This is a genomic window from Sphingomonas sp. BL-S-25, from assembly GCF_055521555.1.
Genome location: NZ_CM145486.1, coordinates 2,980,362 through 3,001,172, shown reverse-complemented (window position 1 = coordinate 3,001,172; position 20,811 = coordinate 2,980,362). Strand labels below are relative to the sequence as shown.

General features: G+C 67.2%; 27 protein-coding genes. 14 read left to right on the top strand and 13 right to left on the bottom strand.

The window, feature by feature from the left end; all coding sequences use genetic code 11:
- Positions 1-78 precede the first annotated feature (78 nt).
- A complete protein-coding gene (locus tag ACZ1H8_RS14460; protein ID WP_465177876.1) occupies positions 79-549 on the top strand; it encodes a helix-turn-helix domain-containing protein in 471 nt (156 codons plus the stop codon).
- Between the two features lie 297 nt (positions 550-846).
- Here ACZ1H8_RS14460 and ACZ1H8_RS14455 read toward each other — a convergent pair whose 3' ends face one another.
- Positions 847-1,365 (bottom strand): hypothetical protein, encoded by a 519-nt coding sequence (locus tag ACZ1H8_RS14455; RefSeq protein WP_465177875.1) that lies wholly within the window; start codon positions 1,363-1,365, stop codon positions 847-849.
- A gap of 322 nt (positions 1,366-1,687) precedes the next feature.
- On the opposite strand from ACZ1H8_RS14455, the gene ACZ1H8_RS14450 reads away from it, so the two are divergent.
- Entirely contained in the window at positions 1,688-2,011 is a 324-nt protein-coding gene (locus ACZ1H8_RS14450) for a hypothetical protein (protein ID WP_465177874.1), read from the top strand.
- Positions 2,008-2,172, top strand: a complete 165-nt coding sequence (locus tag ACZ1H8_RS14445; RefSeq protein ID WP_465177873.1) for a hypothetical protein — start codon at positions 2,008-2,010, stop codon at positions 2,170-2,172. Before ACZ1H8_RS14450 ends, ACZ1H8_RS14445 begins: the two co-directional genes overlap by 4 nt.
- Here the strand turns inward: ACZ1H8_RS14445 and ACZ1H8_RS14440 are convergent.
- On the bottom strand, positions 2,130-3,098 hold the full coding sequence (locus ACZ1H8_RS14440) for a hypothetical protein (protein ID WP_465177872.1): 969 nt from the start codon (positions 3,096-3,098) through the stop codon (positions 2,130-2,132). The genes ACZ1H8_RS14445 and ACZ1H8_RS14440 overlap by 43 nt on opposite strands.
- Before the next feature lie 188 nt (positions 3,099-3,286).
- On the opposite strand from ACZ1H8_RS14440, the gene ACZ1H8_RS14435 reads away from it, so the two are divergent.
- Complete coding sequence (locus tag ACZ1H8_RS14435; RefSeq protein WP_465177871.1) at positions 3,287-3,826, top strand: RNA polymerase sigma factor; 540 nt, start codon at positions 3,287-3,289, stop codon at positions 3,824-3,826.
- A gap of 325 nt (positions 3,827-4,151) precedes the next feature.
- On the opposite strand, the gene ACZ1H8_RS14430 is transcribed toward ACZ1H8_RS14435, so the two are convergent.
- A complete protein-coding gene (locus ACZ1H8_RS14430) occupies positions 4,152-4,439 on the bottom strand; it encodes a hypothetical protein (RefSeq protein ID WP_465177870.1) in 288 nt (95 codons plus the stop codon).
- 207 nt (positions 4,440-4,646) lie between these two features.
- On the opposite strand from ACZ1H8_RS14430, the gene ACZ1H8_RS14425 reads away from it, so the two are divergent.
- A complete protein-coding gene (locus ACZ1H8_RS14425) occupies positions 4,647-5,174 on the top strand; it encodes a hypothetical protein (protein ID WP_465177869.1) in 528 nt (175 codons plus the stop codon).
- A gap of 16 nt (positions 5,175-5,190) precedes the next feature.
- Positions 5,191-5,649, top strand: coding sequence for an OmpA family protein (locus ACZ1H8_RS14420; protein ID WP_465177868.1), 459 nt, complete (start codon positions 5,191-5,193; stop codon positions 5,647-5,649).
- Positions 5,650-5,955: 306 nt separating this feature from the next.
- Here ACZ1H8_RS14420 and ACZ1H8_RS14415 read toward each other — a convergent pair whose 3' ends face one another.
- Positions 5,956-6,354, bottom strand: coding sequence for a nuclear transport factor 2 family protein (locus ACZ1H8_RS14415; RefSeq protein WP_465177867.1), 399 nt, complete (start codon positions 6,352-6,354; stop codon positions 5,956-5,958).
- Between the two features lie 110 nt (positions 6,355-6,464).
- On the opposite strand from ACZ1H8_RS14415, the gene ACZ1H8_RS14410 reads away from it, so the two are divergent.
- Positions 6,465-6,671 carry a hypervirulence associated TUDOR domain-containing protein gene (locus ACZ1H8_RS14410; protein WP_110149611.1) on the top strand — a complete coding sequence of 69 codons (207 nt, stop codon included), beginning with the start codon at positions 6,465-6,467 and terminating at the stop codon, positions 6,669-6,671.
- A gap of 2 nt (positions 6,672-6,673) precedes the next feature.
- Positions 6,674-6,997 carry a hypothetical protein gene (locus tag ACZ1H8_RS14405; protein WP_465177866.1) on the top strand — a complete coding sequence of 108 codons (324 nt, stop codon included), beginning with the start codon at positions 6,674-6,676 and terminating at the stop codon, positions 6,995-6,997.
- 84 nt (positions 6,998-7,081) lie between these two features.
- On the opposite strand, the gene ACZ1H8_RS14400 is transcribed toward ACZ1H8_RS14405, so the two are convergent.
- A complete protein-coding gene (locus tag ACZ1H8_RS14400) occupies positions 7,082-7,792 on the bottom strand; it encodes an MOSC domain-containing protein (RefSeq protein ID WP_465177865.1) in 711 nt (236 codons plus the stop codon).
- A gap of 224 nt (positions 7,793-8,016) precedes the next feature.
- Between ACZ1H8_RS14400 and ACZ1H8_RS14395 the strand changes: the two genes are divergently transcribed.
- Together ACZ1H8_RS14395 and ACZ1H8_RS14390 are read left to right on the top strand one after the other, a co-directional pair.
- A complete protein-coding gene (locus tag ACZ1H8_RS14395) occupies positions 8,017-9,780 on the top strand; it encodes a PAS domain-containing protein (RefSeq protein WP_465177864.1) in 1,764 nt (587 codons plus the stop codon).
- 104 nt (positions 9,781-9,884) lie between these two features.
- Positions 9,885-10,607, top strand: coding sequence for a HEAT repeat domain-containing protein (locus tag ACZ1H8_RS14390; RefSeq protein ID WP_465177863.1), 723 nt, complete (start codon positions 9,885-9,887; stop codon positions 10,605-10,607).
- Positions 10,608-10,921: 314 nt separating this feature from the next.
- Here the strand turns inward: ACZ1H8_RS14390 and ACZ1H8_RS14385 are convergent, their stop codons facing one another.
- The gene (locus ACZ1H8_RS14385) at positions 10,922-11,194 is read right to left on the bottom strand and encodes a hypothetical protein (RefSeq protein WP_465177861.1); all 273 of its coding nucleotides are present in this window, start codon (positions 11,192-11,194) and stop codon (positions 10,922-10,924) included.
- Positions 11,195-11,372: 178 nt separating this feature from the next.
- On the opposite strand from ACZ1H8_RS14385, the gene ACZ1H8_RS14380 reads away from it, so the two are divergent.
- Positions 11,373-11,867: a hypothetical protein gene (locus ACZ1H8_RS14380; RefSeq protein WP_465177860.1), complete on the top strand. Its 495-nt coding sequence runs from the start codon at positions 11,373-11,375 to the stop codon at positions 11,865-11,867.
- 34 nt (positions 11,868-11,901) lie between these two features.
- Here the strand turns inward: ACZ1H8_RS14380 and ACZ1H8_RS14375 are convergent, their stop codons facing one another.
- From ACZ1H8_RS14375 to ACZ1H8_RS14360, 4 genes are all read right to left on the bottom strand, one after another.
- Positions 11,902-12,129 (bottom strand): hypothetical protein, encoded by a 228-nt coding sequence (locus tag ACZ1H8_RS14375; protein ID WP_465177859.1) that lies wholly within the window; start codon positions 12,127-12,129, stop codon positions 11,902-11,904.
- Positions 12,126-12,608 carry an eCIS core domain-containing protein gene (locus ACZ1H8_RS14370; RefSeq protein ID WP_465177858.1) on the bottom strand — a complete coding sequence of 161 codons (483 nt, stop codon included), beginning with the start codon at positions 12,606-12,608 and terminating at the stop codon, positions 12,126-12,128. The genes ACZ1H8_RS14375 and ACZ1H8_RS14370 overlap by 4 nt, the downstream gene beginning before the upstream one ends.
- The gene (locus ACZ1H8_RS14365; RefSeq protein WP_465177857.1) at positions 12,601-12,840 is read right to left on the bottom strand and encodes a hypothetical protein; all 240 of its coding nucleotides are present in this window, start codon (positions 12,838-12,840) and stop codon (positions 12,601-12,603) included. The genes ACZ1H8_RS14370 and ACZ1H8_RS14365 overlap by 8 nt, the downstream gene beginning before the upstream one ends.
- A gap of 261 nt (positions 12,841-13,101) precedes the next feature.
- Positions 13,102-13,704: a TetR/AcrR family transcriptional regulator gene (locus ACZ1H8_RS14360; protein ID WP_465177856.1), complete on the bottom strand. Its 603-nt coding sequence runs from the start codon at positions 13,702-13,704 to the stop codon at positions 13,102-13,104.
- 75 nt (positions 13,705-13,779) lie between these two features.
- Here ACZ1H8_RS14360 and bdcA point away from each other — a divergent pair, with 75 nt between their 5' ends.
- The gene (gene bdcA / locus ACZ1H8_RS14355; RefSeq protein ID WP_465177855.1) at positions 13,780-14,493 is read left to right on the top strand and encodes an SDR family oxidoreductase; all 714 of its coding nucleotides are present in this window, start codon (positions 13,780-13,782) and stop codon (positions 14,491-14,493) included.
- Positions 14,494-14,531: 38 nt separating this feature from the next.
- On the opposite strand, the gene ACZ1H8_RS14350 is transcribed toward bdcA, so the two are convergent.
- Positions 14,532-14,834, bottom strand: coding sequence for a hypothetical protein (locus ACZ1H8_RS14350; protein ID WP_465177854.1), 303 nt, complete (start codon positions 14,832-14,834; stop codon positions 14,532-14,534).
- Positions 14,835-15,178: 344 nt separating this feature from the next.
- Positions 15,179-15,553: an N-acetylmuramoyl-L-alanine amidase gene (locus ACZ1H8_RS14345; protein WP_465177853.1), complete on the bottom strand. Its 375-nt coding sequence runs from the start codon at positions 15,551-15,553 to the stop codon at positions 15,179-15,181.
- 394 nt (positions 15,554-15,947) lie between these two features.
- Here ACZ1H8_RS14345 and ACZ1H8_RS14340 point away from each other — a divergent pair, with 394 nt between their 5' ends.
- Positions 15,948-16,340, top strand: a complete 393-nt coding sequence (locus tag ACZ1H8_RS14340) for a GFA family protein (RefSeq protein ID WP_465177852.1) — start codon at positions 15,948-15,950, stop codon at positions 16,338-16,340.
- Positions 16,341-16,490: 150 nt separating this feature from the next.
- Here the strand turns inward: ACZ1H8_RS14340 and ACZ1H8_RS14335 are convergent, their stop codons facing one another.
- A complete protein-coding gene (locus ACZ1H8_RS14335; RefSeq protein ID WP_465177851.1) occupies positions 16,491-17,594 on the bottom strand; it encodes a membrane dipeptidase in 1,104 nt (367 codons plus the stop codon).
- Between the two features lie 328 nt (positions 17,595-17,922).
- Here ACZ1H8_RS14335 and ACZ1H8_RS14330 point away from each other — a divergent pair, with 328 nt between their 5' ends.
- Positions 17,923-20,808, top strand: a complete 2,886-nt coding sequence (locus ACZ1H8_RS14330) for a TonB-dependent receptor plug domain-containing protein (RefSeq protein ID WP_465177850.1) — start codon at positions 17,923-17,925, stop codon at positions 20,806-20,808.
- Positions 20,809-20,811 lie beyond the last annotated feature (3 nt).

The following is a 20,811-nucleotide window of genomic DNA, read 5'->3' as shown; positions in this document are numbered from 1 at the left end:
GGGCCGATCGCGCCTTCCCGGCGGTTCACTGCACAATGGCGCTTGTGCCGGACACATCCGTCATGCAATGCACAGTCCATGGCGAACCAACTCGATCTCGATCGGATCAGGGCAGTGCTGGCTGCGGCCACCGGGCCCTCGGGCGGATATTCCCAGCGCGGCCTGTCCGCCGCCGCGGGCGAGGGACGCGACTGCGTCGGCGACATCCTCAACGGCCGCAACCGCAACCCGACGATCAAGGTGCTGACCAACCTGGCGCGCGCGCTGGGCGGCGACCTGTCGATCTTCGGCCTGGCCGATGCGCCTGCCCCCGCCCGCCGTGCCGGCGATGCCGGCGTGCCTAGTGAAGACGATCTGATCGCGGCGCTGCTCGCGCTGCTGCCGGATATGCCGAGGGGATCGCCGGACAAACGCGCGCGATTTCTCGGCGAAGGCGTTGCACGCATTCTGAAGCTTCCTCGATCTCGGCCAGCCACCAAAGCTGAGCCGGCGCAGCCGTCCGCTGACGCAGCAACCGTTCCTCCTCGCGCAGCCACCAGCCGAGCTTGATATTCGCGATCGCGCACGCGCGAACGCACCGGACACATCCCGCCTCGCACGCCGGTTCGCTCAGGATCGTGTCGTCACCGCCCATGCGACTCGCCTCACTTGTTCTTTCTTTGTTCCTTATCGTAGGAAATTTCCTACATGGCAAGCAAAGCGTGCAGACCGCGCCCTCGCGAACGCGATTTCGCCCCTCGAATTAGTGGGTCCGAAATGGACGGACGCGCTGCATCCCGACGCTGCGCAGTGATCCGGGGTCGGCGCGATCGGCTCCGGGGTTCTCAGCCGCGCCCGGCAGGAGTCCTAGTCCTGAGCGGCGTAGCGGTCCGAAGGTGCACGCCCCTCGCGATCCTCTGCCGCGGCGCGGCGGTCGCGCGGATCGGGGACCGGGCGGGAGTCGCCCGATGCGGCGACCTCGTCGGGATCGGGCGCGTCGAAACGCTGGTCCTCGCGCGCAGGCGTCACTGCGTCCGACAGCGCGTCACGGGTCGATCCGGCACGATCCTGCACCGCGTCCACGCTGCCCAGCTCGTCATAGACCGGCGCCTGCCACTCGTCCTCACCCAGCCAGGCGACGCTGCTGTCCACCGCCGGCACCGCCTCGACCGGCGCGCTGTCGGCGGCATAGGTCGCGACCGGCGCATTACCTGGGGTGATGAAGGGCGCCGCGGGCATCGGCTCGGGCCTGGGCTCGTCCCACGCCGCGGCGACCGGCGCAGCGGTGTAGAAACCGAAGCTGCCGCCATCGGCAAAGGTCGCCAGGCTGATCCCCGCCGCCGCCGCGAGTGCCAGCGTGGTGCCGCCCGCGGCATAGAGTTTCATGCGTGAGGGACGCTTTGCCATGAGCTGCAAAACGGACGGCGGGCGGCTGCGTTCCCGACGGGTGGCGGACCGCATCAGCACGCCTGTGTTCCGGCGCAGGCCGGAACCCAGTTGGGCAGTTCCCGGCTGTCGCGAAACCTCGCGCGCACCGTAGCTGGGCTCCGGCCTGCGCCGGAGCACGGGCGAACGAGATGCCGTTCCCTGCCGAAAGAACTGGCGCAGTCAGCCACGCCCAATCCTCGCGCAATGCACAGCCCCGATCTTGTGTGACGGATATATCCGCCATACATGAGCCGCACCCCCTCAATCTCATGGAGCCGCCATGCCGCGCCCGGTCGCCCTGCCCCGCTGGACCCGCACGCCGCAGGCGCGTGCGCTGCTCGCGCGCATTGCCGCCGCCCCGCCCGAACTGCGCACGATCCGGCTCGAGCCGCATCATCGCTGGACCCGCGACGAGTGGCTGCGCGAATATGACCGCAACGACGACCGGGTCGATGCGCTGCGCCGCCTGCGCGCCGCCGCCTTCACCGCCGCCCAAGCACAAGGCGGCCGCCCGGCGGCGCTAGCGTTCGCCGCCGGCCCGGACCTGGACAGCGTGATCGCCGCCACGCTTGCCGGCCGCACGGCCGCGGAGGCGCGCATATGAGCCGCCACGATCCCGATCCCGACGCCCGCATCGCCGCGCTGCTGATGCAGGTCGATGCCAGCCTGGATCGCTCGCGCGACTGGATCGCGGCGCGGGGCACAACCCCGCCGCGCAATGCTCAGTCCCCACGCTCCACGCCGATCGCCACTGCCGCGTCGTGAACCGTCAGCCTGGTCCAGATGCCGTCGCGGACCAGGTGCATCACGCTCCCGCGCCCCTGCATCAGCGAGGTGCTGCCGCCCGCCGCGGGTAATTCGATACGCCCCAGTTCGCGGCTCGACCGGCGATCCAGCCTGACCAATGTCATGCGGTTCACGTCGTCGCCATAGCCGCCGCCCAGCAGCACGAGGTCGTCCTTCACCGCGATCGCGCTGGCGCCCGCGACCTGGTTCGACCAGAAGGCCGACTTGCCGTCGCGGACCCGGACGATCGGAAAGTCCGAATAATAACAGGCCCATAGATCGGTGCCGGACAGCGTCATCGCATAGGCATCGTCGATCCGCCTGCCCTCGGCCACCTGAGCGTTGAACGACCAGCGCGGCGTGCCCGCGGCATCGAATTGCACGATCCCGCCGCTCGACACCGGCCAGCTTCCGTCCTTGTTCCGGTCGCCGAACACGCCTTCATCGAAATAGCCGACCCAGATCGTGCCGTCCGGCGAGCATGACAGGCCCTGGATCCCGTCGCCCAGCGCCATCCTCTGCTCGATCCGCCCGTCGGCGGCATGGATCCGCACGTTCTTCTCGCCCGGATCGGCGCGCGATCCGGCGACCAGCCACCGGCCGTCCGCCGTTCGGTCGACAAAGGGGTGCGCGATCGACGGCACGGTGACCCCATCGCTCTCCGCGGTCCCGTCGAAGATCGACAGCCGCAGGTCGCCGTCCCACAGCGGCGGCGGCGGAGAGGGTCGCCACCGATCGCCGGCGTTCACTGCCTCCCACCAGCGCGCCTGTTCGGCGTGAACATCCCTGCGCGTGCGGATCAGCGCCAGCCGTCGATCGACCAGCGCGGCATAGCCATAGTCGAACCACCCCTTGGGCGTCGGCGGCAGCGGGATGGTCTCGGCGATGGTCTCGAGTGCGATCATCGCCCGAGGCTGGCAGCTGCGTGTGGCGCGCGCAAGCGAGTGGAGGATTGCAGTCTCCGCCCGCCCGTCGCCGATGGCATCCCCCGCGCAAATCGGGCACAAGCGCGGCCATGTCGGGGGAAGCATCGTCCAGCGGTCCAGCATGTGCGCGGTGCCCCGCGGCGCCGCGTGCGGGCGGGCGCTGAGGCGTGGCGCCGGCGGGGGCCGATCCCGATGCACCGCTGGTCGCCGCCGCGATCGCCGGCGACCGCCATGCCTTTTCCCGGCTGATCGAGCGTCATTACGATCGCATCCACGGCCTGGCGTGGCAGCTGACCGGATCGCGCGCCGATGCCGAGGATGTCGCGCAGGATGTGTGCTGTGCGCTGGTCGAGCGGATCGGCGGCTTTCGCGGCGAGGCGAAATTCTCGACCTGGCTGTGCGGCATCACCGTCAACGCCTGCCGCGACCTGCACCGCCGCCGGCGCAGCCGGGGCGGATTGCTCGACCGGCTGGGCGTGCTGGCGCGGCTGGGCAAGGGGCCGGACGGGCGCGAACTGCACGACGCGATGTGGCTGAAAAGCGCCATCGCCGGCCTGCCCGCGGCATATCGCGAGGCGGTGGTGCTGGTCGCGGGCGAGCAGCTGACGCACGCCGAGGCGGCGACGATCCTGGGGGTGTCGGAGGGCACCGTGTCCTGGCGCCTGCACGAGGCGCGCAAGCTGCTGGCGGGGAAGGACGAGGGGTAGCGGATTCGGGCGGTCACCGCGCCCCTGCTTAGTTTCTGCGCAAGCAGCTCTGGCGCACTCGTTTGTGGAGGCCGGGCTGAGATTTCGCACAAAGACACAAAGGCACAAAGGGTCGCCGATCGATCCTGACTGCTGCGCGTGCTGCGGCTCCGGGTGCTCAGACGCAAAGGCTCGCAGCCACCTACGCTCCGGGATCTGCCGCCCGGTGGATGCCAGCACTGCAGCCGGCATGACGGGGGATGAAGGGGGGACCGCGTCCCACTCTACCCGTCGCGAACCGGGGCGCGCAGCCGCCCGGCCGCACAGGCGTGTATTGACGCCGTCGCTATTCGCTGCGCGCCGTGCCGCTGCGCTTCTCGCCGACGGTGGCGGCGGCATAGGTCAGACCGCCCGCGACGATCCAGGGCAGGCCATAGAAGAGCATGAAGAACTCGAAGGACTGCCAGTCTTCGAACATCCAGAGCGGCTTTACGAAGAAGCCCAGCGTGATGGGGAACAACATCGTCGCCGGGGCCATCACCAGCGCGACGGCCAGGGTGACCATCCACCGATTCTGCGGACGATCGCGCGCGGCATCCCAAAGCAGCGAGACCAGGCGGCGTGAACTCGGCATGGTGATGGATTGCCTCAAGCGGGCCGGAGACTCAACAGCGATGACGATCCGGTAGCCGCCATTCTCCGAACCTGAACTTGGGACAAACCTGGAGTAGTCGGTCCTGCGAACAGCCGACCGCGAGCCTCTGCCGTCCGATCGGGCACGTGCTGATTGACCGCCGCGGCGGCGCCGTTACGCTCCGATCACACGCTGGAGGGGGCTGACATGGGAAATTTCGCGATGCCTGGCCTGATGGCGGCATTGTCCGTCGCGGCGGTCCAGACCGAAGCGGGCGGCTGGACGATCGAGTCGGCCAGCGCCGGTCGCGGCGAGGTGCTGTCGCTCCAACTGGGCTCCGGGCAATCCTATCGCTTCGAATGCACCGCCAGCGACGTGATCGTCACCCAGACGGCTGTCACAAAGCTTCTCGATCTGAAGGGCGAGAAGATTGGCGACGGGCCAGACGCCGCGATGCCCGAGGGCGCAGCGAAGATGGGCATGATGGCGATGGGACAATCCGTGATGGAAGCCGGAGAAGGCATGGAGTTGCTTCCGGCACAGGCGGTAAAGAATTCGGCCGGTGGATGGGACCTGACGATCCGACTGGCGAAGAACGACAAACGGCTGACCGTCGTCCCGAGGAGCGATATGATCGCGCTTTTCACCACCGGGCAGAGCGGCGGCATTTCGCTAACGCTGCGCGACCGAACAATCTGGTCACGGTTCCTGAAACGCTGCCGGACTGAGAGCTGAGGCGCAGCATAGTCCGATGCGATGCCTCCGGTTCGTCCAATTCGCGCTTCTTCTGGCGCTGACCGCTGCCCCCGCGGTGCAGGCCCGGTCCGATCCCGCGCCGTCACCTCCCGCCGGGCGGATGCTCCACAGCTGCGTCCCCGGGCCATGGATCCTGTTCTTTCCGCGCAACTCGGCGAAGCTGGACCCGGCCGCGCGGGCCGCGCTGGACGAGGTGGTCCGGGCGTGGCGGGAAAAGCCATGCGGCGCCATCGCCATCCTGATCGGCGGACATGCCGACCCCGGCGAGAGGCGCAGGCTGGATGCGCGGCGGGCGCGGGCGGTGCGCGACTATGTTCGCCGGCGCGGTTTCCCGGCCCGCAACATAGCGGTGGAGACGATGGGCACCACTCAACCGCGGGTGGCGGCGCCCGCCGGTGTCGAGGAGCCGCAGAACCAGCGCGTCGAGGTCGTGGCCGGTCCGCCATGGGACTGACTGCCGGTGGTCGTGGCGTGCGGGGTGGGTCCGGCGGATGCCCTGGACGATCTCCGCTCCGGGATGTGCCGCTCGGTAGGGGCCGGCACTTGGGGCTATAAGACTTGCGCTGTGCCCCACCGCTAATCCCCGGGACAATCGCGCCTAGGTCTCACAACCGCGTCCGTTGCCACATCCGTGTTCCGGCGAAGGCCGGAACCCAGTCGGGATAGCCCATTGGCTCCCGCGAAACCTCGTGCACGCCGGAGCTGGGCTCCGGCCTTCGCCGGAGCACGGGGTGGTATGAGCCGATGCGAGTCCACCCCCTCACCCCAGCGTCAGGTAGATCTCCGCCTCGATCACCCAGTCCGCGCCTAGCCTGCGCCATTTCGCGGTGTAGCTGCCATGGGCCAGCACCGTGCCGGAGGTGGTGACGCCCTGCCAGTGGCCGTGTTCCAGTGCCATCGGGCCGGCGGGGCTTGGTTCGATGCGGTCGGGGGTACGGGTGTAGGTGGTGGGGTCGGGTGCGGCGAATTCGCGTTTCCATGCCTGGAGCTGCGCCTTGCGGCCGGACAGCAGCGCGCTGTCGGTGCCGGCGATCAGGACCGCCTGAGGGGCGAGGATCGAGCCGATCGCCGGCAGGTCGCGCTCGGCCAGGGCGCGGTTGAAGGCGGCGCGGCGCAGGCGGATGGCCAGGTCGGTTGCGGTGTCGATGGGCGCGGTCATCGCCGTGCTGTGCCAGAAATGGCCGGCGGCTTCACCTGTCCGGACGGGCGCGGCGCAACCGGCGGCGCGGTCGCCGCGTTGAGGCGGCCAAACCGGAACAGGAGTGGACGATGGCAACGCAGCTCAAGAAGGGCGACAAGGTCAGCTGGAAGAGTCACGGCGGCACCGCGCATGGCAAGGTGGTCAAGAAGGTCACCTCGCCCACCACGATCAAGGGTCACAAGGTCGCCGCGTCCAAGGACAATCCCGAATATGTCGTCGAGACGAGCGAGGGCAAGCGCGCGGCGCACAAGCCCGGCGCGCTGAAGAAGGACTGAGCGTGGCGGACGACAGCTTCACCCCGACGCTGCGCATGGCGTCGGCGGCGCGGCGCGGGCTCAGGCTGCGCGAGAAGTTCGGGCGCGGCGGAACCGATGTCGGCGTCGCCCGGGCAAGGCAGCTGGCGAACCGCGACGCGGTGTCGGCGAAGGACGTGCGGTCGATGCACAGCTTCTTCGCGCGGCATGAGGTCGACAAGAATGCGAAGACGCACGAGTGGGGATCGGACCGCGATCCCTCGGCCGGGTTCATCGCCTGGCTGCTGTGGGGCGGCGATGCGGGCAAGGCCTGGGCCGATGCCAAGGTGAAGACGCTCGACGCTTGAGCGCCGTTCGAGGATGCGCCTCTCGGCGCATTGCGGCACCGTCTGGAAAATCGCCCCTTCGCGATTTTCCAAGCAATGTCCCTATCAGGCGGCCAGTTCGTACAGCCGCCGGTCCCAATCCTCGATCCGCCCGGTCTCGAGCCGCTTGAGCGCCAGCGCGCGCCAGCCGGGCGTCAGCGGGTCGAGCGCGGCCATCGCCGCCCATTCGCCGCGGTCCTGATCGGCGCCATAGAGTGCGCGCGACAGGCGGTCGATCGTCCAGCCGGGCGCGCGGCGGTCGATCCGGGTCAGCACCGCGTCGGGCGCGACCCGGCCGCCCTCGATCACCCGGTAATACCAGCCGGTCCGACCGCTGTCCTGAACGCGGCGCGACATGCCGGGCACGGCGAAGCGGCGGTTGAGCTTCCAGCAGGGCTGCCGCCCCTGGCTGACCTCGATCACCGCCTGGCCCAGGCGAAAGACGTCGCCCACCGCCACCTCGCGCTCGGTCAGGCCGAGCGTCGACAGGTTCTCGCCGAACGCACCGGGCGCGGCCAGCAGCGCTTTGGCGCCGATCTCGTCGGCCCAGCCCGCATAATGGTCGAACGGATAGTGATGCAGCGCCTTTTCCGGCCCGCCATGGTGGCGCAGGTCGCCCTGCTCGTCGCCGACCAGCCCGTCCTCGCGCAGCATCAGCGGCGCCGCGGCGGGCGCCTTGGCGATGCCGCTGGTCACCCCGCCCGCCCCCAGCGCCGCGACGCGACCGGTCAGCAGCGCGCGCAGCGGGATCGGCGGCAGGTCGTGGGCCCTATTCATGCCCATCAGCATGCGTCGCACCGGCAGCCGCTGGCAATGCGGGATTGCCACAGGCACAGACCCGCGGCGAGATGCGGGCTGACGATGGCGCAAACCCCGAAGCTGGGCTAAGCCGCCTGACGCGCGACCGACAGCGTTGGTCGAGCGTCGCGAAACCCGCGGGGGGTGACGTGCATTATCTCCAGTCGGACCGCGGGTGACCTTCGCGCCGAATGTGGAAACGGATGGAAAGCCGCAGCGTGCAGCAGGACGAGACGGACGAACAGCGCGAGTTCGAAGGGGGCGGCCAGAGCTCGGGGATTCCGGCGGGCGACGCACTGACCGAGCGCGAGGGCGAGCCGACCGCGGGCCGCGCGCGGCGCCACTGGCGCGAGAGCGTGATCACCAGGCCGGGTCTCGACGACCGCAGCGACGTGTTCTTCGCCGCGATCGAGATGACGCGGATGCCGATGATCCTGACCGACCCCAATCAGGACGACAATCCGATCGCCTTCGCCAACAAGGCGTTTCTCGACCTGACCGGTTACGAGGAAAGCGAGGTGCTGGGTCGCAACTGCCGCTTCCTCCAGGGCGCACAGACCGACCGCGAGCAGGTGACCGAGCTGCGCGAAGCGATCGCGCGGCGCGAATCGATCGCGCTCGAGATCCTGAACTACAAGCGCGACGGATCGCCCTTCTGGAACGCGGTGTTCATCGGCCCGGTCTATGACACCAGCGGCAACCTCCTCTATTTCTTCGCCAGCCAGCTGGACGTCAGCCGCCGTCGCGAGAGCGAGCAGGCCTTCCAGCAGGCACAGAAGATGGAGGCGATCGGCCAGCTGACCGCCGGGCTGGCGCACGATTTCAACAATCTGCTCCAGGTGATCAACGGCAATCTCGAATTGCTGTCGGCGCGCGCCGAGGACGAGCGTCAGCTTGCCTATCTCGCGCGGGCGCGCGGCGCGGCCGAGCGCGGCGCGAAGCTGACCGGCCAGCTGCTCGCCTTTGCCCGCAAGACGCGGCTGGCGCCGGTGCCGGTCGATGTCGGCGCGTGCATCACCAATTTCGTCGACATGCTGGAAAGCTCGCTGGGCCGTGCGGTCGAGCTGCACCTCAGCCTGCGCCGCGGCCTGCCGGCGGCGGTGGTCGATGTCGAGCAGCTGGAAATGGCGATCCTGAACATCGCGCTGAACGCCCGCGATGCGATGCCCTCGGGCGGGCTGCTGACCATCGCCACGGGCAAGCTGCACCTGAACGGCGATGCCGCGGCGCGCCAGCTTCCCCCCGGCGACTATGTAACGATCGAGCTGACCGACGAGGGCGAAGGCATGGCGCCCCATGTCGCCGAACGCGCGGTCGAGCCCTTCTTCACAACCAAGGCGACCGGCAAGGGCACCGGCCTTGGCCTAGCCATGGCCAGCGGCTTCGTCCAGCAATCGCGCGGTCGGCTGGAGATCGACAGCATTGTCGGCAAGGGCACGACGGTGCGGATGCTGTTCCCGATCGCCACCGCCGACGAGCGCGCGGCGGGGATCCACGCCCCCACCCACGCGGCGGCGCATCAGGAAACCAGGCCGGTGACCGGCGCGCATATCCTGGTGGTCGAGGACAGCCCCGACGTGCTGACGCTGGCGCACGACAATCTGGTCGATGCCGGATACCGGGTGACCACCGCCGAGAGCGGCGACCTGGGACTGAAGGCGTTCGAGCGGCTGCGCGAGAGCGACCCGGTCGACCTGCTGTTCACCGACCTGGTCATGCCGGGCAGCATGAACGGCATCCGCCTGGCCGAGGCGGTGGCGGCGATCGACCCCGATCTGCCGGTGCTGATGACCACCGGCTATAATGAGGAGCTGGTGGCCGACGGACCGCACCGGCTGGGCCATGACGTGCTGGGCAAGCCGTACCGCAAGGCCGAACTGCTCGACCGGGTGGCGCAGGCACTGGCCAATCGCCGCTCGGGCACCGAGAGGCGCAACGCATCGGAATTCGGCGCGGCGCAGGAATAGGCGGGGTCCGCGCGCGAATTTCGGCGCTGATTGATGCGAGCACCGACCCGGGCCGAACCGATGCCAGGCAATCCGTCTCGACCCTCAATGCGATCCGGGAGCTGGTGAGCTTGTCACGGGATAAGGCGCTTGATGAAGCCTTTCAGGCGGCTGAGGCCAGCACGTCGTTCGAGGCGCACCTCGCGTTCAAGGAGCAGCTGCTGGCTGCTGGAACCAGCGATGCCATGGCGTATCATTTCGACGCGATCGGCCGCACCGGCAATGCCGATCTGCGCGAAGTGCTTGCGACCTTCTTCCATTGGTGGGGCAAGCCGGCGACGGGCTACCTGCTCGAGCGGCTGCAGACGGAGTCCGAGCCGTTGGTGATCGGCATCGGGCTGCAGATCCTTGGCCGGATGCGAGCACCGGGGACGCTCATGCTGGCGCGCCGACACCTTCACCATTTTGACGATTTCGTCCGCGAAAAGGCGTGCATCGTGCTGGGCTGGTGCGGCCAGGCGACCGACATCCCTCGCCTCGCCCTCCTGCAAAGCGGAGATCCCTGCGTCGCGGTGCGCAAATGGGCGGCCACCCAGCAAGCGCACATCCATGATCGCCTCAAGCGCGTCGAACCGAAAGTCGTGGCCAATCTGCACAGCGCGCTCGAAACCGAATCCCATCCCGACGTGATTGCCATGAACATCCTAGCTGCGGAGATGGTGCTCCGGCGCCGCTTCGGCATGCGGGAAGGCGATAGCGGGGAGTATGACGCTCCAGGCCTTGCAGAGCCGCGGCGCAAGGCCTTGGTGGCGTTACGGAACCGACTGAGGCGACTGGACACCTGCTAGCCTGGGCGGGCGGTACAGCTCCGCCATCGCCGTTGACCCGCGCAACAACCGGCTCCGACCAGCGAGAAGGGCCCCGGTGTGGTGCCGCGGCGCTACCGCCAGTGCGAAGCGAACACCATCGGACCGATCCCGACCGCTCCCCTCCCCGACCAGGGAGGGGCTGGGGGTGGGTCGGCCGGGGGCTGGGCTGGACGGTGCCGCAGGAGCCGACTCCCACCCACCCCTGGCCCCTCCCTTCCAGGGAGGGGAACCTGTTGCGTCCGGCTTGTCGCGGGGTGCTCTTACCGCAGGCGATGCGATGCGCGGCCCGCCGCCTACCGCTCGCGCGAGGGGGAGTTGGGCTGGTCGCCGGTCTTCTGGTCGCCGAGCTGGCCGGTGCCGTGATAGGCCTGTTCGCTCTGGCCGCCGTGGAAGGTGCCGCCCTCGCCCGCTTCCTCCTTGCCGGTGTGCGGGTTGGGATAGGCGCCGCCGCCGGATTCGCCCGGCTGGTCCTTGCCGCGGCGTGAGGCCAGTTCGCCATTGTCGTCGGTGTCGGCGGGCTCGGTGCCCGCGCCGTCGGCCTGCATCGGCTGTTTCGCGTCGGTCATTCTTTGCCTCCTGGGCGCCGGCGCAGGTGCCGGGCGCGAGGGGGTCAGACGCGCCCGGCACGGCGCGGTTCCGCGTTACCGGTGCAACGCCCCACGCAACCTTCGGCGCGCTCGCGACTTAAGCAGCGGCATGGCCGGGCGCCGCGATTGTGCGGGCCGCCCGCCCTCGGAGAGGACCATGCGAGCATTCTATATCGTCGCCCCGATCGCCCTGGCGCTGGCGGGCTGCAACACCGCGGACCGCACCGCGAACGAGGTCAGCAACGCGGCCGATGCGGCGGGCGCCGCGATCCGTGACGGGGCCGAGGATGTCGGCAACACCGCGCGCGACGCGACCGAGGCGGTGGGCAACGGCATCGAGGGTGCGGGCAACGTCATTGCCGCAGCCGAGAATCACGACGGCTGGGTCGGGCGCTGGCGCGGGGTCGAGGGCACCTATCTGGTGATCTCGAAGGCAGCGACGCCCGGCGACTACAAGCTGGAGATGCAATATACGCTGGACGACAAGGGCACTTTCGACGGCAGCTCCACCGGCGACGGCATCGCGTTCCAGCGTCCCGACGGCAACCAGGTGCTGCGCGCCTCGACCGGCGATGCGACCGGCCTGAAATGGCTGGCGGGCAAGAAGGACTGTCTGAAGGTCAAGGACGGCGAGGGCTATTGCCGCGACTGACCGTTAAGCGGGCGGCGGGCCTTGGGGTCCGCCGTCACCGGCGGCGCAGGACCAGCCGGTCGAACAGCCACGACAGCAACGCATAGAGCGCGACCGCCGCAACCGCGAACAGCCAGGGCGGCAGCGGTGGCAGGGACGGACCGATGCTGCCATCCGGCCCCATCCGGTCGCCCATGAACAGCCCCGTCGCCAGATAGAGCGCGAACAGCCAATAGGCGGCGCTGAGCACCCCCTTGGCGATCCAGGCGGCAAGTCCCTTCACCGCGTCGCGGCCGGGATAGCGCGGCGAATCATCGTCTCATAATCCGCTGCCTGGCCGCTGCCATGATGCGGCCGCAGCCCGTGACGCAGGCGATACCAGTCGGCGATGATCGATGCCTGTTGCTCGACCTTGTAGCCGGTCAGGTCGCGCGCCGGATCGATCGCGCCATAATCATAGACCCCGCCCTCGATGAACACGCGGCGGAACTTCAGCCAGACGCCGCGCTGGATCTGCCAGACATGGGCGAGTTCGTGGATCAGCAGCCACATCAGGCTGGGGCTGGCGGAGAAGTCGGCATTGTAGAGCGGCGGCGGGAAATAGACATGGCCGTTGGGCGCCATCGCCGTGTCGTTCGGCTGCCAGAAGGCATATTTGCCGCGGTGGATGCGCACCGTGGTGAAGTCGATGCCGGCGCCGTACATCCAGCGCGCCTCGCGCAGCTCGCCCTGGGTGAGCTCGCGAACGATTTCCTCAGCCATTGATGCCCCTCCGGCGATGGTGCCAGGCGCGGCCGATCAGCGCGAAGCCGAGCACGAAGACCAGCAGCAGTCCGGCAATCGCCAGCCGCGTCGTCTGGGACACCGAGCCGGTGACCGCATCGACCGGATCCGCGCCGGTGATGCTGAAGCACAGCCAGGCAGCGGCAAACCAGTAGAGCGCAGCTGCCAGTGCGGTGCCCAGATATGCCATCGCGGTCGCGCCACCTTTCATCCGCGCAGGGTTCCGGACCCGCGCTAGGGAGTCAATCGCTCACCGCCGAAATGGTTCAGTCTCGGATGTCGGACTGCACCTTGGGCACCACGCCTCCGTCACCCCGGCCGCAGTGCCGGGGTCCACCGGTCGGCACATCCCGGACCGAAGGTCTTGAGGTGTCCGTCGCGCTGGGCCGCTGACACGCGCCACCGCAGGTCCGGGATGGAGGACGGGTGGACCCCGGCACTTTGGCCGGGGTGACGCCGGAATTGAAAGGTTTTAGCCCGGCAGCGCTTGCCCGATCGCCAGGCCGGCGAGGCGCGCGGTTGCCAGCAGCTGATCGAGGCCATGGCCGCTACGGGCTCTCGCGGACAGGCCGGTCATGGTGGTCGTCACGAAATCGGTCAGCCGGTCCGCATCGTCGGGATGGCGCGCGGCGATAAAGGTGCGGATCACCGCCTCCGCGGCGCGGCTGAAACCAAGGGCGGCGTCGCGGGCGTCGGGATCGGCGCAGCGCGTGCCCTCCAACACCATGCAGCCTGCCGCCGCCGGGTCGATCGCGGGATCGGCGGCATAGTGGCGGGCGGCCTGTTCCAGCAGCTTGGCGAGCGCCTCGGCCACCGGGCGATCGGGGCGCAGGATGTCGGCGAGCGGGATTGCGCCGGTTTCGCTCCAGCGATCGAGCACGCGCGAATAGAGCCCGGCCTTGCTGCCGAACGCGGCATAGAAGCTGGGCGGGTTGATCCCCAGCGCGTCGGTGACATCAGCGACGCTGACCGCATCATAGCCGCGGGCGTGGAACAGCGCTTGCGCGGTCGCCACGGCGCCGTCCGGGTCGAACCGGCGCGGCCGGCCGCGCGGGCGAGGATTATTTGTAGTCACGATTACAAAACTCCTTGAACCCGGCATGACTAGTTTTATGTAGCGCTTCCTACATTATTTTTCAAGGAGGCCCCGATGGGCGCGTTTCACGGAAAGACCATTCTCGTTCTAGGCGGCAGCCGGGGGATCGGCGCGGCGATCGTCCGGCGCTTTGCCGCCGATGGCGCGCGGGTGACCTTCACCTATGCCGGATCGCATGACGCGGCGCAGGCGCTGGCGGCGGAAACGGGAAGCACCGCGGTGGTGACCGACAGTGCCGACCGTGACGCGGTGATCGCACGGGTGCGCGAGAGCGGGCCGATCGACGTGCTGGTCGTCAATTCGGGCATCGCGATCTTCGGCGACGCGCTGGACCAGGATCCCGACGCGATCGACCGGCTGCTGCGGATCAACGTCCACACCCCCTATCACGCATCGGTCGAGGCGGCGCGGCAGATGCCCGAGGGCGGGCGGATCATCGTGATGGGATCGGTCAATGGCGACCGCATGCCGGTGCCGGGCATGGCCTCCTATGCGCTCAGCAAGTCGGCGCTGCAGGGACTGGCGCGCGGGCTGGCGCGCGATTTCGGCCCGCGCGGCATCACGATCAACGTGGTCCAGCCCGGCCCGATCAACACCGACGCCAACCCCGCGGACGGCCCGATGCGCGACCTGCTGCACAGCTTCATGGCGATCAAGCGCCACGGCAGCGCGGAGGAAGTGGCCGGCATGGTGGCGTGGCTGGCCGGGCCCGAGGCGGGGTTCGTGACCGGGGCGATGCACACGATCGACGGGGCGTTCGGGGCGTAGGAACCGGCGCTCGACCGGTGCCAGCGGGCGCGGATCGCTCAGCCGATGAACGGCCCCCTGCAACGCCTGCAGAACAGCATCACCTCGGAACCGTCCGGCAGGGACAGGGTACCGACCCGAAGCTGCTCGATCTCCCACGTCCCGACGCTGCCATCAACGAAAAGGACACGACCACTTGCGCGACAGGGCGATCGGTCCAGCGTGGCGTCGGCTGCTTGCGGATCGGTCTGCCTGGCTTTGCTCAAGAACTGGCGGACCTGTTCCTGGGTCAACTGAAATTTCGAGCAGTCGAGGTTATACGGTGCCTCCTCATAGGCCTTGATACCGTTATGCTCGATCATGATTCGCTGTATACGGGGAAGCCGAGTGGGACAAAGTGGTGGGACATACTCGCTGGCCGTCGTGCATTGCCCCGACACCAGTGCTGCGGCGAGTAGAAACATTACCATCGTGCTGTCTTTGCTTCCGTTGGCTGTTTGTATGATAACGTGGGATGTCTATATATCTCTGACATGGATACGTGCAAAGTCTGTGAAATTTCGCGAACCAGCCATTGAAGTGCGGCATTCTGGTCCGCTTGTAACATCTACGTATCTCTTTGCAGATGTGATAAACTCGCCGACAAGCTCAATTCCTATGCTGTCCTTGTTTGACGGATAGCGCAAAGGGAAGCTTTTCTTGAGCTCTAACCTACTGTGGCCTTTAGGATTAAATTTCGCGTATTTTTCATTTCCACCGGCGAGCACCTATTCTCCATCAAGCATCGCGGCTTCAACAGTCCTATATGGTTGGTGTAGTAGAGCAGCGAAGCCGTCTGATAGATGGTGCCATCCTTATCGATTAGAAAATGCGTGCCCAGGGGACGTGTGCGATAGCCAGCGATCGCAGCCTGCGCCGACGAGCCGCCGGTCTGGTGGACGACAATGCCGTGAACCACACCCAGCTTGCCGCTGCCCAACCCCGCGACCAGTTGCAGCTTGACACGAGGATTTAGAACGCGGCCTTCCTTGTCGATGGTAAGCTTAGCGAGCCTTTCATCATTCCGGTTATCATAGCTCACAAATAAAAGAGCCACAACTCAGGTCTGGTCCCGCCACTATTTATTCGGCGATACGCGCGCGGCAGCACCATCGTTCTAACCGCCGTGTCCGCGATCGCGCGGCGGTTGGCTGACATCTCGCGTCCGTGGCAGCGTATTTTATTCGCGTCTCAACGAATGTGCGCCCACCGATCGCCAGCGTCTCACACAATTCTCGCGAAAAATGCCCCTCTATTGCAGTGCCAAACGGTCATCAGTGCGAGCTGGTACACGTAGCATCGTGATGGAGGGGGCTGCCACAGCTGTTGCGAACCCCTCCCCCATTCGCTTGAACCCGGAGCCGCAGGCTCCTGGGGAGGAGAGGGTTGGAAACCGAACGAGCGCGACGTCGTTCGGTCCGTGCAAGGAGAGCGCAATGAACCAGGTGACCGGCGGATGCCTGTGCGGGGCGGTGCGGATCGTGGCGACGGGCCAACCCTACCGCGTCGGCATCTGCCACTGTCTCGATTGCCGCAAGCATCACGGCGCGCTCTTCTATGCCGCGGCGATCTTTGCCGAGGATGCAGTCACCGTCACCGGCGAGACGCGCGCCTATCAGGCGCGGCATTTCTGTGCCGAGTGCGGGTCGTCGCTGTTCGCGCGCTATGGCGACGAGATCGAGGTCCATCTGGGCACGTTCGATGCGCCCGACCGGTTCGTGCCGACCTATGAAAACTGGACGATCCGCCGCGAGGCCTGGCTGCCGCCCTTCGCGCTGACCCATCATTATCCGCGCGACCGCGAGACCAGCGGCCGCAGCGACGACTGAGGGAATGGTTTGAAAAATCGCGAAAGAGCGATTTTCAGGACTGCACCAGCCCGCTCCCCCACCCGACCACCCATATGATACTGCCGTTGGGTGGTCGGGTGGGAGAGCGGGCCGACACCGCAATGCGCCAACAGGCGCATCCCGAAACGCCTATCCCAGCACGTCGGTCATCAGCCGGCGCCAGTTGCCGCCCATGATCTTGTCGACCTCGCGCGCGCGGAAGCCCGATGCCTTCAGCGCGTCGTGGATGCGCTGCATCCGGTCGATGCGGTTCAGTTCGGGGATGACGACATGTTCGGGCGTCCATTCGAAGCCGGCAATGCCCAGGCCGCGCATCGCGCGCCACCATTCCAGATATTCCTGCACGCCCCTGGCATTGTCGTTGTTCAGCTTCACCAGATTGGTCTGGCCGGCCATCGGGAAGTCGTTCGCAACCCCGACCGCGTCGATCCCGCCGACCTTCACGACATGGCGGATATTGGCGATGTAATCGGCGACGGTCGGGACCTTGTTGCGAGTCAGCCAGAAGCTCATCATGAAGATGCCCATCACCCCGCCGCGCCCGGCAATGGCGCGGATCACCTCGTCGGGGGCGCAGCGCGGGTGGTCGACGATCGCGCGCACCGCGCCGTGGCTGAGCGCGATCGGGGTGGTCGACCGCTTTGCCGCCTCGAGCATTGTCGCGTCGGATCCGTGCGACACGTCGGGCAGGATGCGCAGCCGGTTCATCTCGGCCAGCCCCTCGATCCCCAGCGGGGTCAGGCCCGACTGCTTCACCTCCAGCGCGCCGCCGGCAAAGGCGGTGTTGTTATGATGGGTGAACTGCAGGACGCGCAGCCCCTTGGCGTGGAAATGGGCGAGGCGCGACAGGTCGTCGCCGATCATCTCGGTCGACTGGAACTGGAGGAACACCGCGCAGCCCGGGCGCTTGCCGATGTCGCTGCCCTTCAGCGCGACATGGGCATAGGGCGAGTTGGCGAGGCGCGCGACCGCCTTGTCGATCGCCGGATCATTGGCGGCGAAGTTGCGGTGATAACGCGGGACATTGTCGGCATCGCGCACCTCGATGATCTCCGAAATATCGGCGATCATCGCGCCCAGTCCGGCGCGGCGGATGTCGGCCAGATCGTCGGGCAGGAAGCTGAGCGAGTCGAAGAACAGCGGCTCGCTTGCACGCCGATCGCCCGCCGCGCGCGCCGTTCCGACCGAGGCGGCCGCTGCCATCGCGAGCATTGCCGATCGCCGTGTGAACATCGCTCTACCCTTTCGTCGCGCCCCCGCTGGTCCGTTCCGTCTGTGCGAACTGTTGCATAACTGCAACCCCGCCGGGAATAACGACAAGGCTGCAGAAACCCGCAGAAATCCAAGGATATCTGCAGAGTCCAAGGCGTTCAGCGGCTTGGCTACACCTATGGTGCGCGTGCGAACGGCTATCCTCTCCGCACACGACATCCAAAATGGTTGATCTTGGGCCGTCAGTACGCTTGGGGGGCTGCCGTCACGGAAACGTCACGGACATGTTTGCCGGGCAACGCGTAACCACGATCCCCTTGTACGGGGGTCTGTAACGAGTGGAGTAACAATGAAGTATCAGGGACAAACCCGCGGCGCATGGGGACGCGCTGCGTCGCCGGTCGCGCTTGCGCTGGCGCTTTCGCTGGGCGGTGTCGCGCACGCCCAGGACGCCGCACCGACCCAGGCTGAAGACACGCAGGCCGAAGACGGCGGCGTGATCGTCGTCACCGGTTCGCGCATCGCCCGTACCGACCTGACCTCCCCGGTTCCGGTCGCCGTCGTCAGCACCGAGGAAATCCAGCGCACCGGCGCCGCGAACATCCAGGACGTGCTGGCCGAACTGCCGGCCGTGGGCCAGAACATCAGCCGCACCTCGAGCAATTTCTCGACCACCGGCAACGGTCAGGCGACCGTCAACCTGCGCAACCTCGGCTCGTCGCGCACGCTCGTGCTCGTCAACGGCCGTCGTTTCGTCGCGGGCATCCCCGGCACGTCGATCGTCGACCTGAACACCATCCCGACCGACCTGATCAAGCAGGTCGAGGTCGTCACCGGCGGCGCATCGGCACTGTACGGTTCGGAAGCGATCGCGGGTGTGGTCAACTTCATCCTCGACGACGAGTTTCAGGGCCTGCGCCTCCATGGCCAGGCAAACCTGACCGACAAGGGTGACGCAGCGCGTCAGCTGATCTCGGCAGTTGCCGGCACGAGCTTCGCCGATGGCCGCGGCCACATCGTGGTTTCGGGCAGCTATGACCGTGACGAAGGCCTGCGCTCGCGCAACCGCGGCTTCTCGGCCGTCGACAACCCCAACCGCAGCGCGTTCAACGCCCAGGGCCTCTTCAGCCCGGACGGCAGCTTCGCGCCCGGCGCCGGCACGTTCACCTATGATGCCTTCAACAATCTGAAGAACTATCAGAGCGCGAACATCGACGGCTATAACCGCAATGCCGACCGCTATCTGGCGCTGCCGGTCGAGCGTTACCTCGGCTCGGCGATGGGCAAGTTCGAGATTTCGCCCGCGGCCACCGTGTACGGCGAGTTCCAGTATGCTAAGTCGAAGTCGCGCAGCGGCCTCGAGCCCCAGGCGGTTGCCAACACCGACCTGCTCTATGCCGACGGCACCGCGTTCGCCGGTATCCCGATCACCAACCCGTTCATCCCGACGGCGATCCGCAATCAGATGATCGCAGACGGTGTCACCAACCTCGCCTTCCGCCGCCGTTCAAACGACATCTTCGATCGTAGCAACCAGAATGATCGTGAAACCTGGCGCGCCGTCGCTGGTATCCGCGGCGATCTGGGTTCGAACCTGAAGTACGACCTGTACTACACGCACGGCGAAACCCGCGACATCACCCAGTCGGGCACGGTGTTCGGTCCGGAATATGCCAACGCGCTGAACGCGGTTGCCGGTCCCAACGGTCCGGTCTGCTCGATCAACGTCGATGCGAACCCGAACAACAACGACCCGAACTGCGTGCCGATCAACATCTTCGGCTTCAACACCGTTTCGCCGGAAGCGGCTGCATATGTCACGCGCAATGGCACTCGGACTCGCTATGAAGCACGGGTGAAGCAGGACGTGGTGTCGGGCTCGCTGCAGGGCAGCCTGTTCGAACTGCCGGGCGGGCCGCTCAACTTCGCGGTCGGCGGCGAGTATCGCCACGAGCGCAGCACCGAGGACTTTGACGAGGCGACCAACCTGGGCCTGACGCTGGGCAACAAGCTCACCGACACCCGTGGTTCGTACAACGTCAAGGAAGGCTTCGTCGAAGTCGAGGCGCCGATCATCTCGAACCGTCCGTTCTTCTATGCGCTGACGATCCGCGGTGCGGCCCGTTATGCCGACTATTCGACCGTCGGTGGCGTGTGGAGCTGGAACGCCGGTGCGGAATGGGCTCCGATCCGTGACCTGCGCTTCCGCGGCATGTATGCCGAGGCGACCCGCGCCCCGAACATCTCGGAACTGTACTCGGCGCAGAACGAGACCTTCCCGGCAGTGGTCGACCCGTGCGACCAGGGCCGCGGCCTGGGCGACGACGCGCCGACGACCGGCCTGCCGAGCCTGCCTGCAGCCTGTCTCGCCAACCCGGCGATCGCGGCGGCGGTGGCGAATGGCGGCTTCGTCTACTCGACGGCGCAGATCCAGAACGTCAACGGGTTCCTGAGCGGCAATCCGAACCTGCGTGAGGAAACCGCGAAGACGCTGACCCTGGGCGGCGTGTTCCAGCCGAGCTTCGTGCCCGGCCTCAGCCTGACGGTCGATTATTACGACATCAAGGTCGAGAACGCGATCGGCATCATCGGCCAGCAGACGTCGCTGGACGAGTGCATCACCGGTGGTGGCGAAGCGATCTTCTGCAACAGCATCGTCCGCGGTTCGGACGGGTATCTGGTCAGCGTCAATGCGCCGAACCTGAACACCGGTTCGTTCGAGGTGTCGGGCATCGACACTCAGCTGCGCTATGGTCGTGCGATCGGCAGCAATGCGCGGATCGATTTCGATCTGCGCTGGACGCATCTGCTGAAGCAGCAGCAGACCTCGTATGTCGGCGGCCCGGTTCAGGATGAGCTCGGCCAGCTGGACTGCTATGGCTGCGGCCGTCTCGGAACCGGCTTCCGTGACAAGGTCAACGCATCGGCCACCGCACGCTTCGACGGCGTGTCGCTGAACTGGCGCGTGAACTACCTGTCGTCGGTGGTGGACGATCTGACCTCGCCGACGCCGATCCGCACCGGTGCCTTCTGGTATCACGACGCGCAGATCCGGTTCGAGCCGGAATCGAGCCGCAAGTACGCCTTCTACCTCGGCGTCGACAACATGTTCGACAAGAAGCCCCCGATCTTCGGTGACACGAACCTCGTGACCTTCCCGGGCACGCAGACTTCGGCGAACACCTATGATCTGTACGGCCGCATGCTCTACGCAGGTGTCGACTTCCGCTTCTGATCC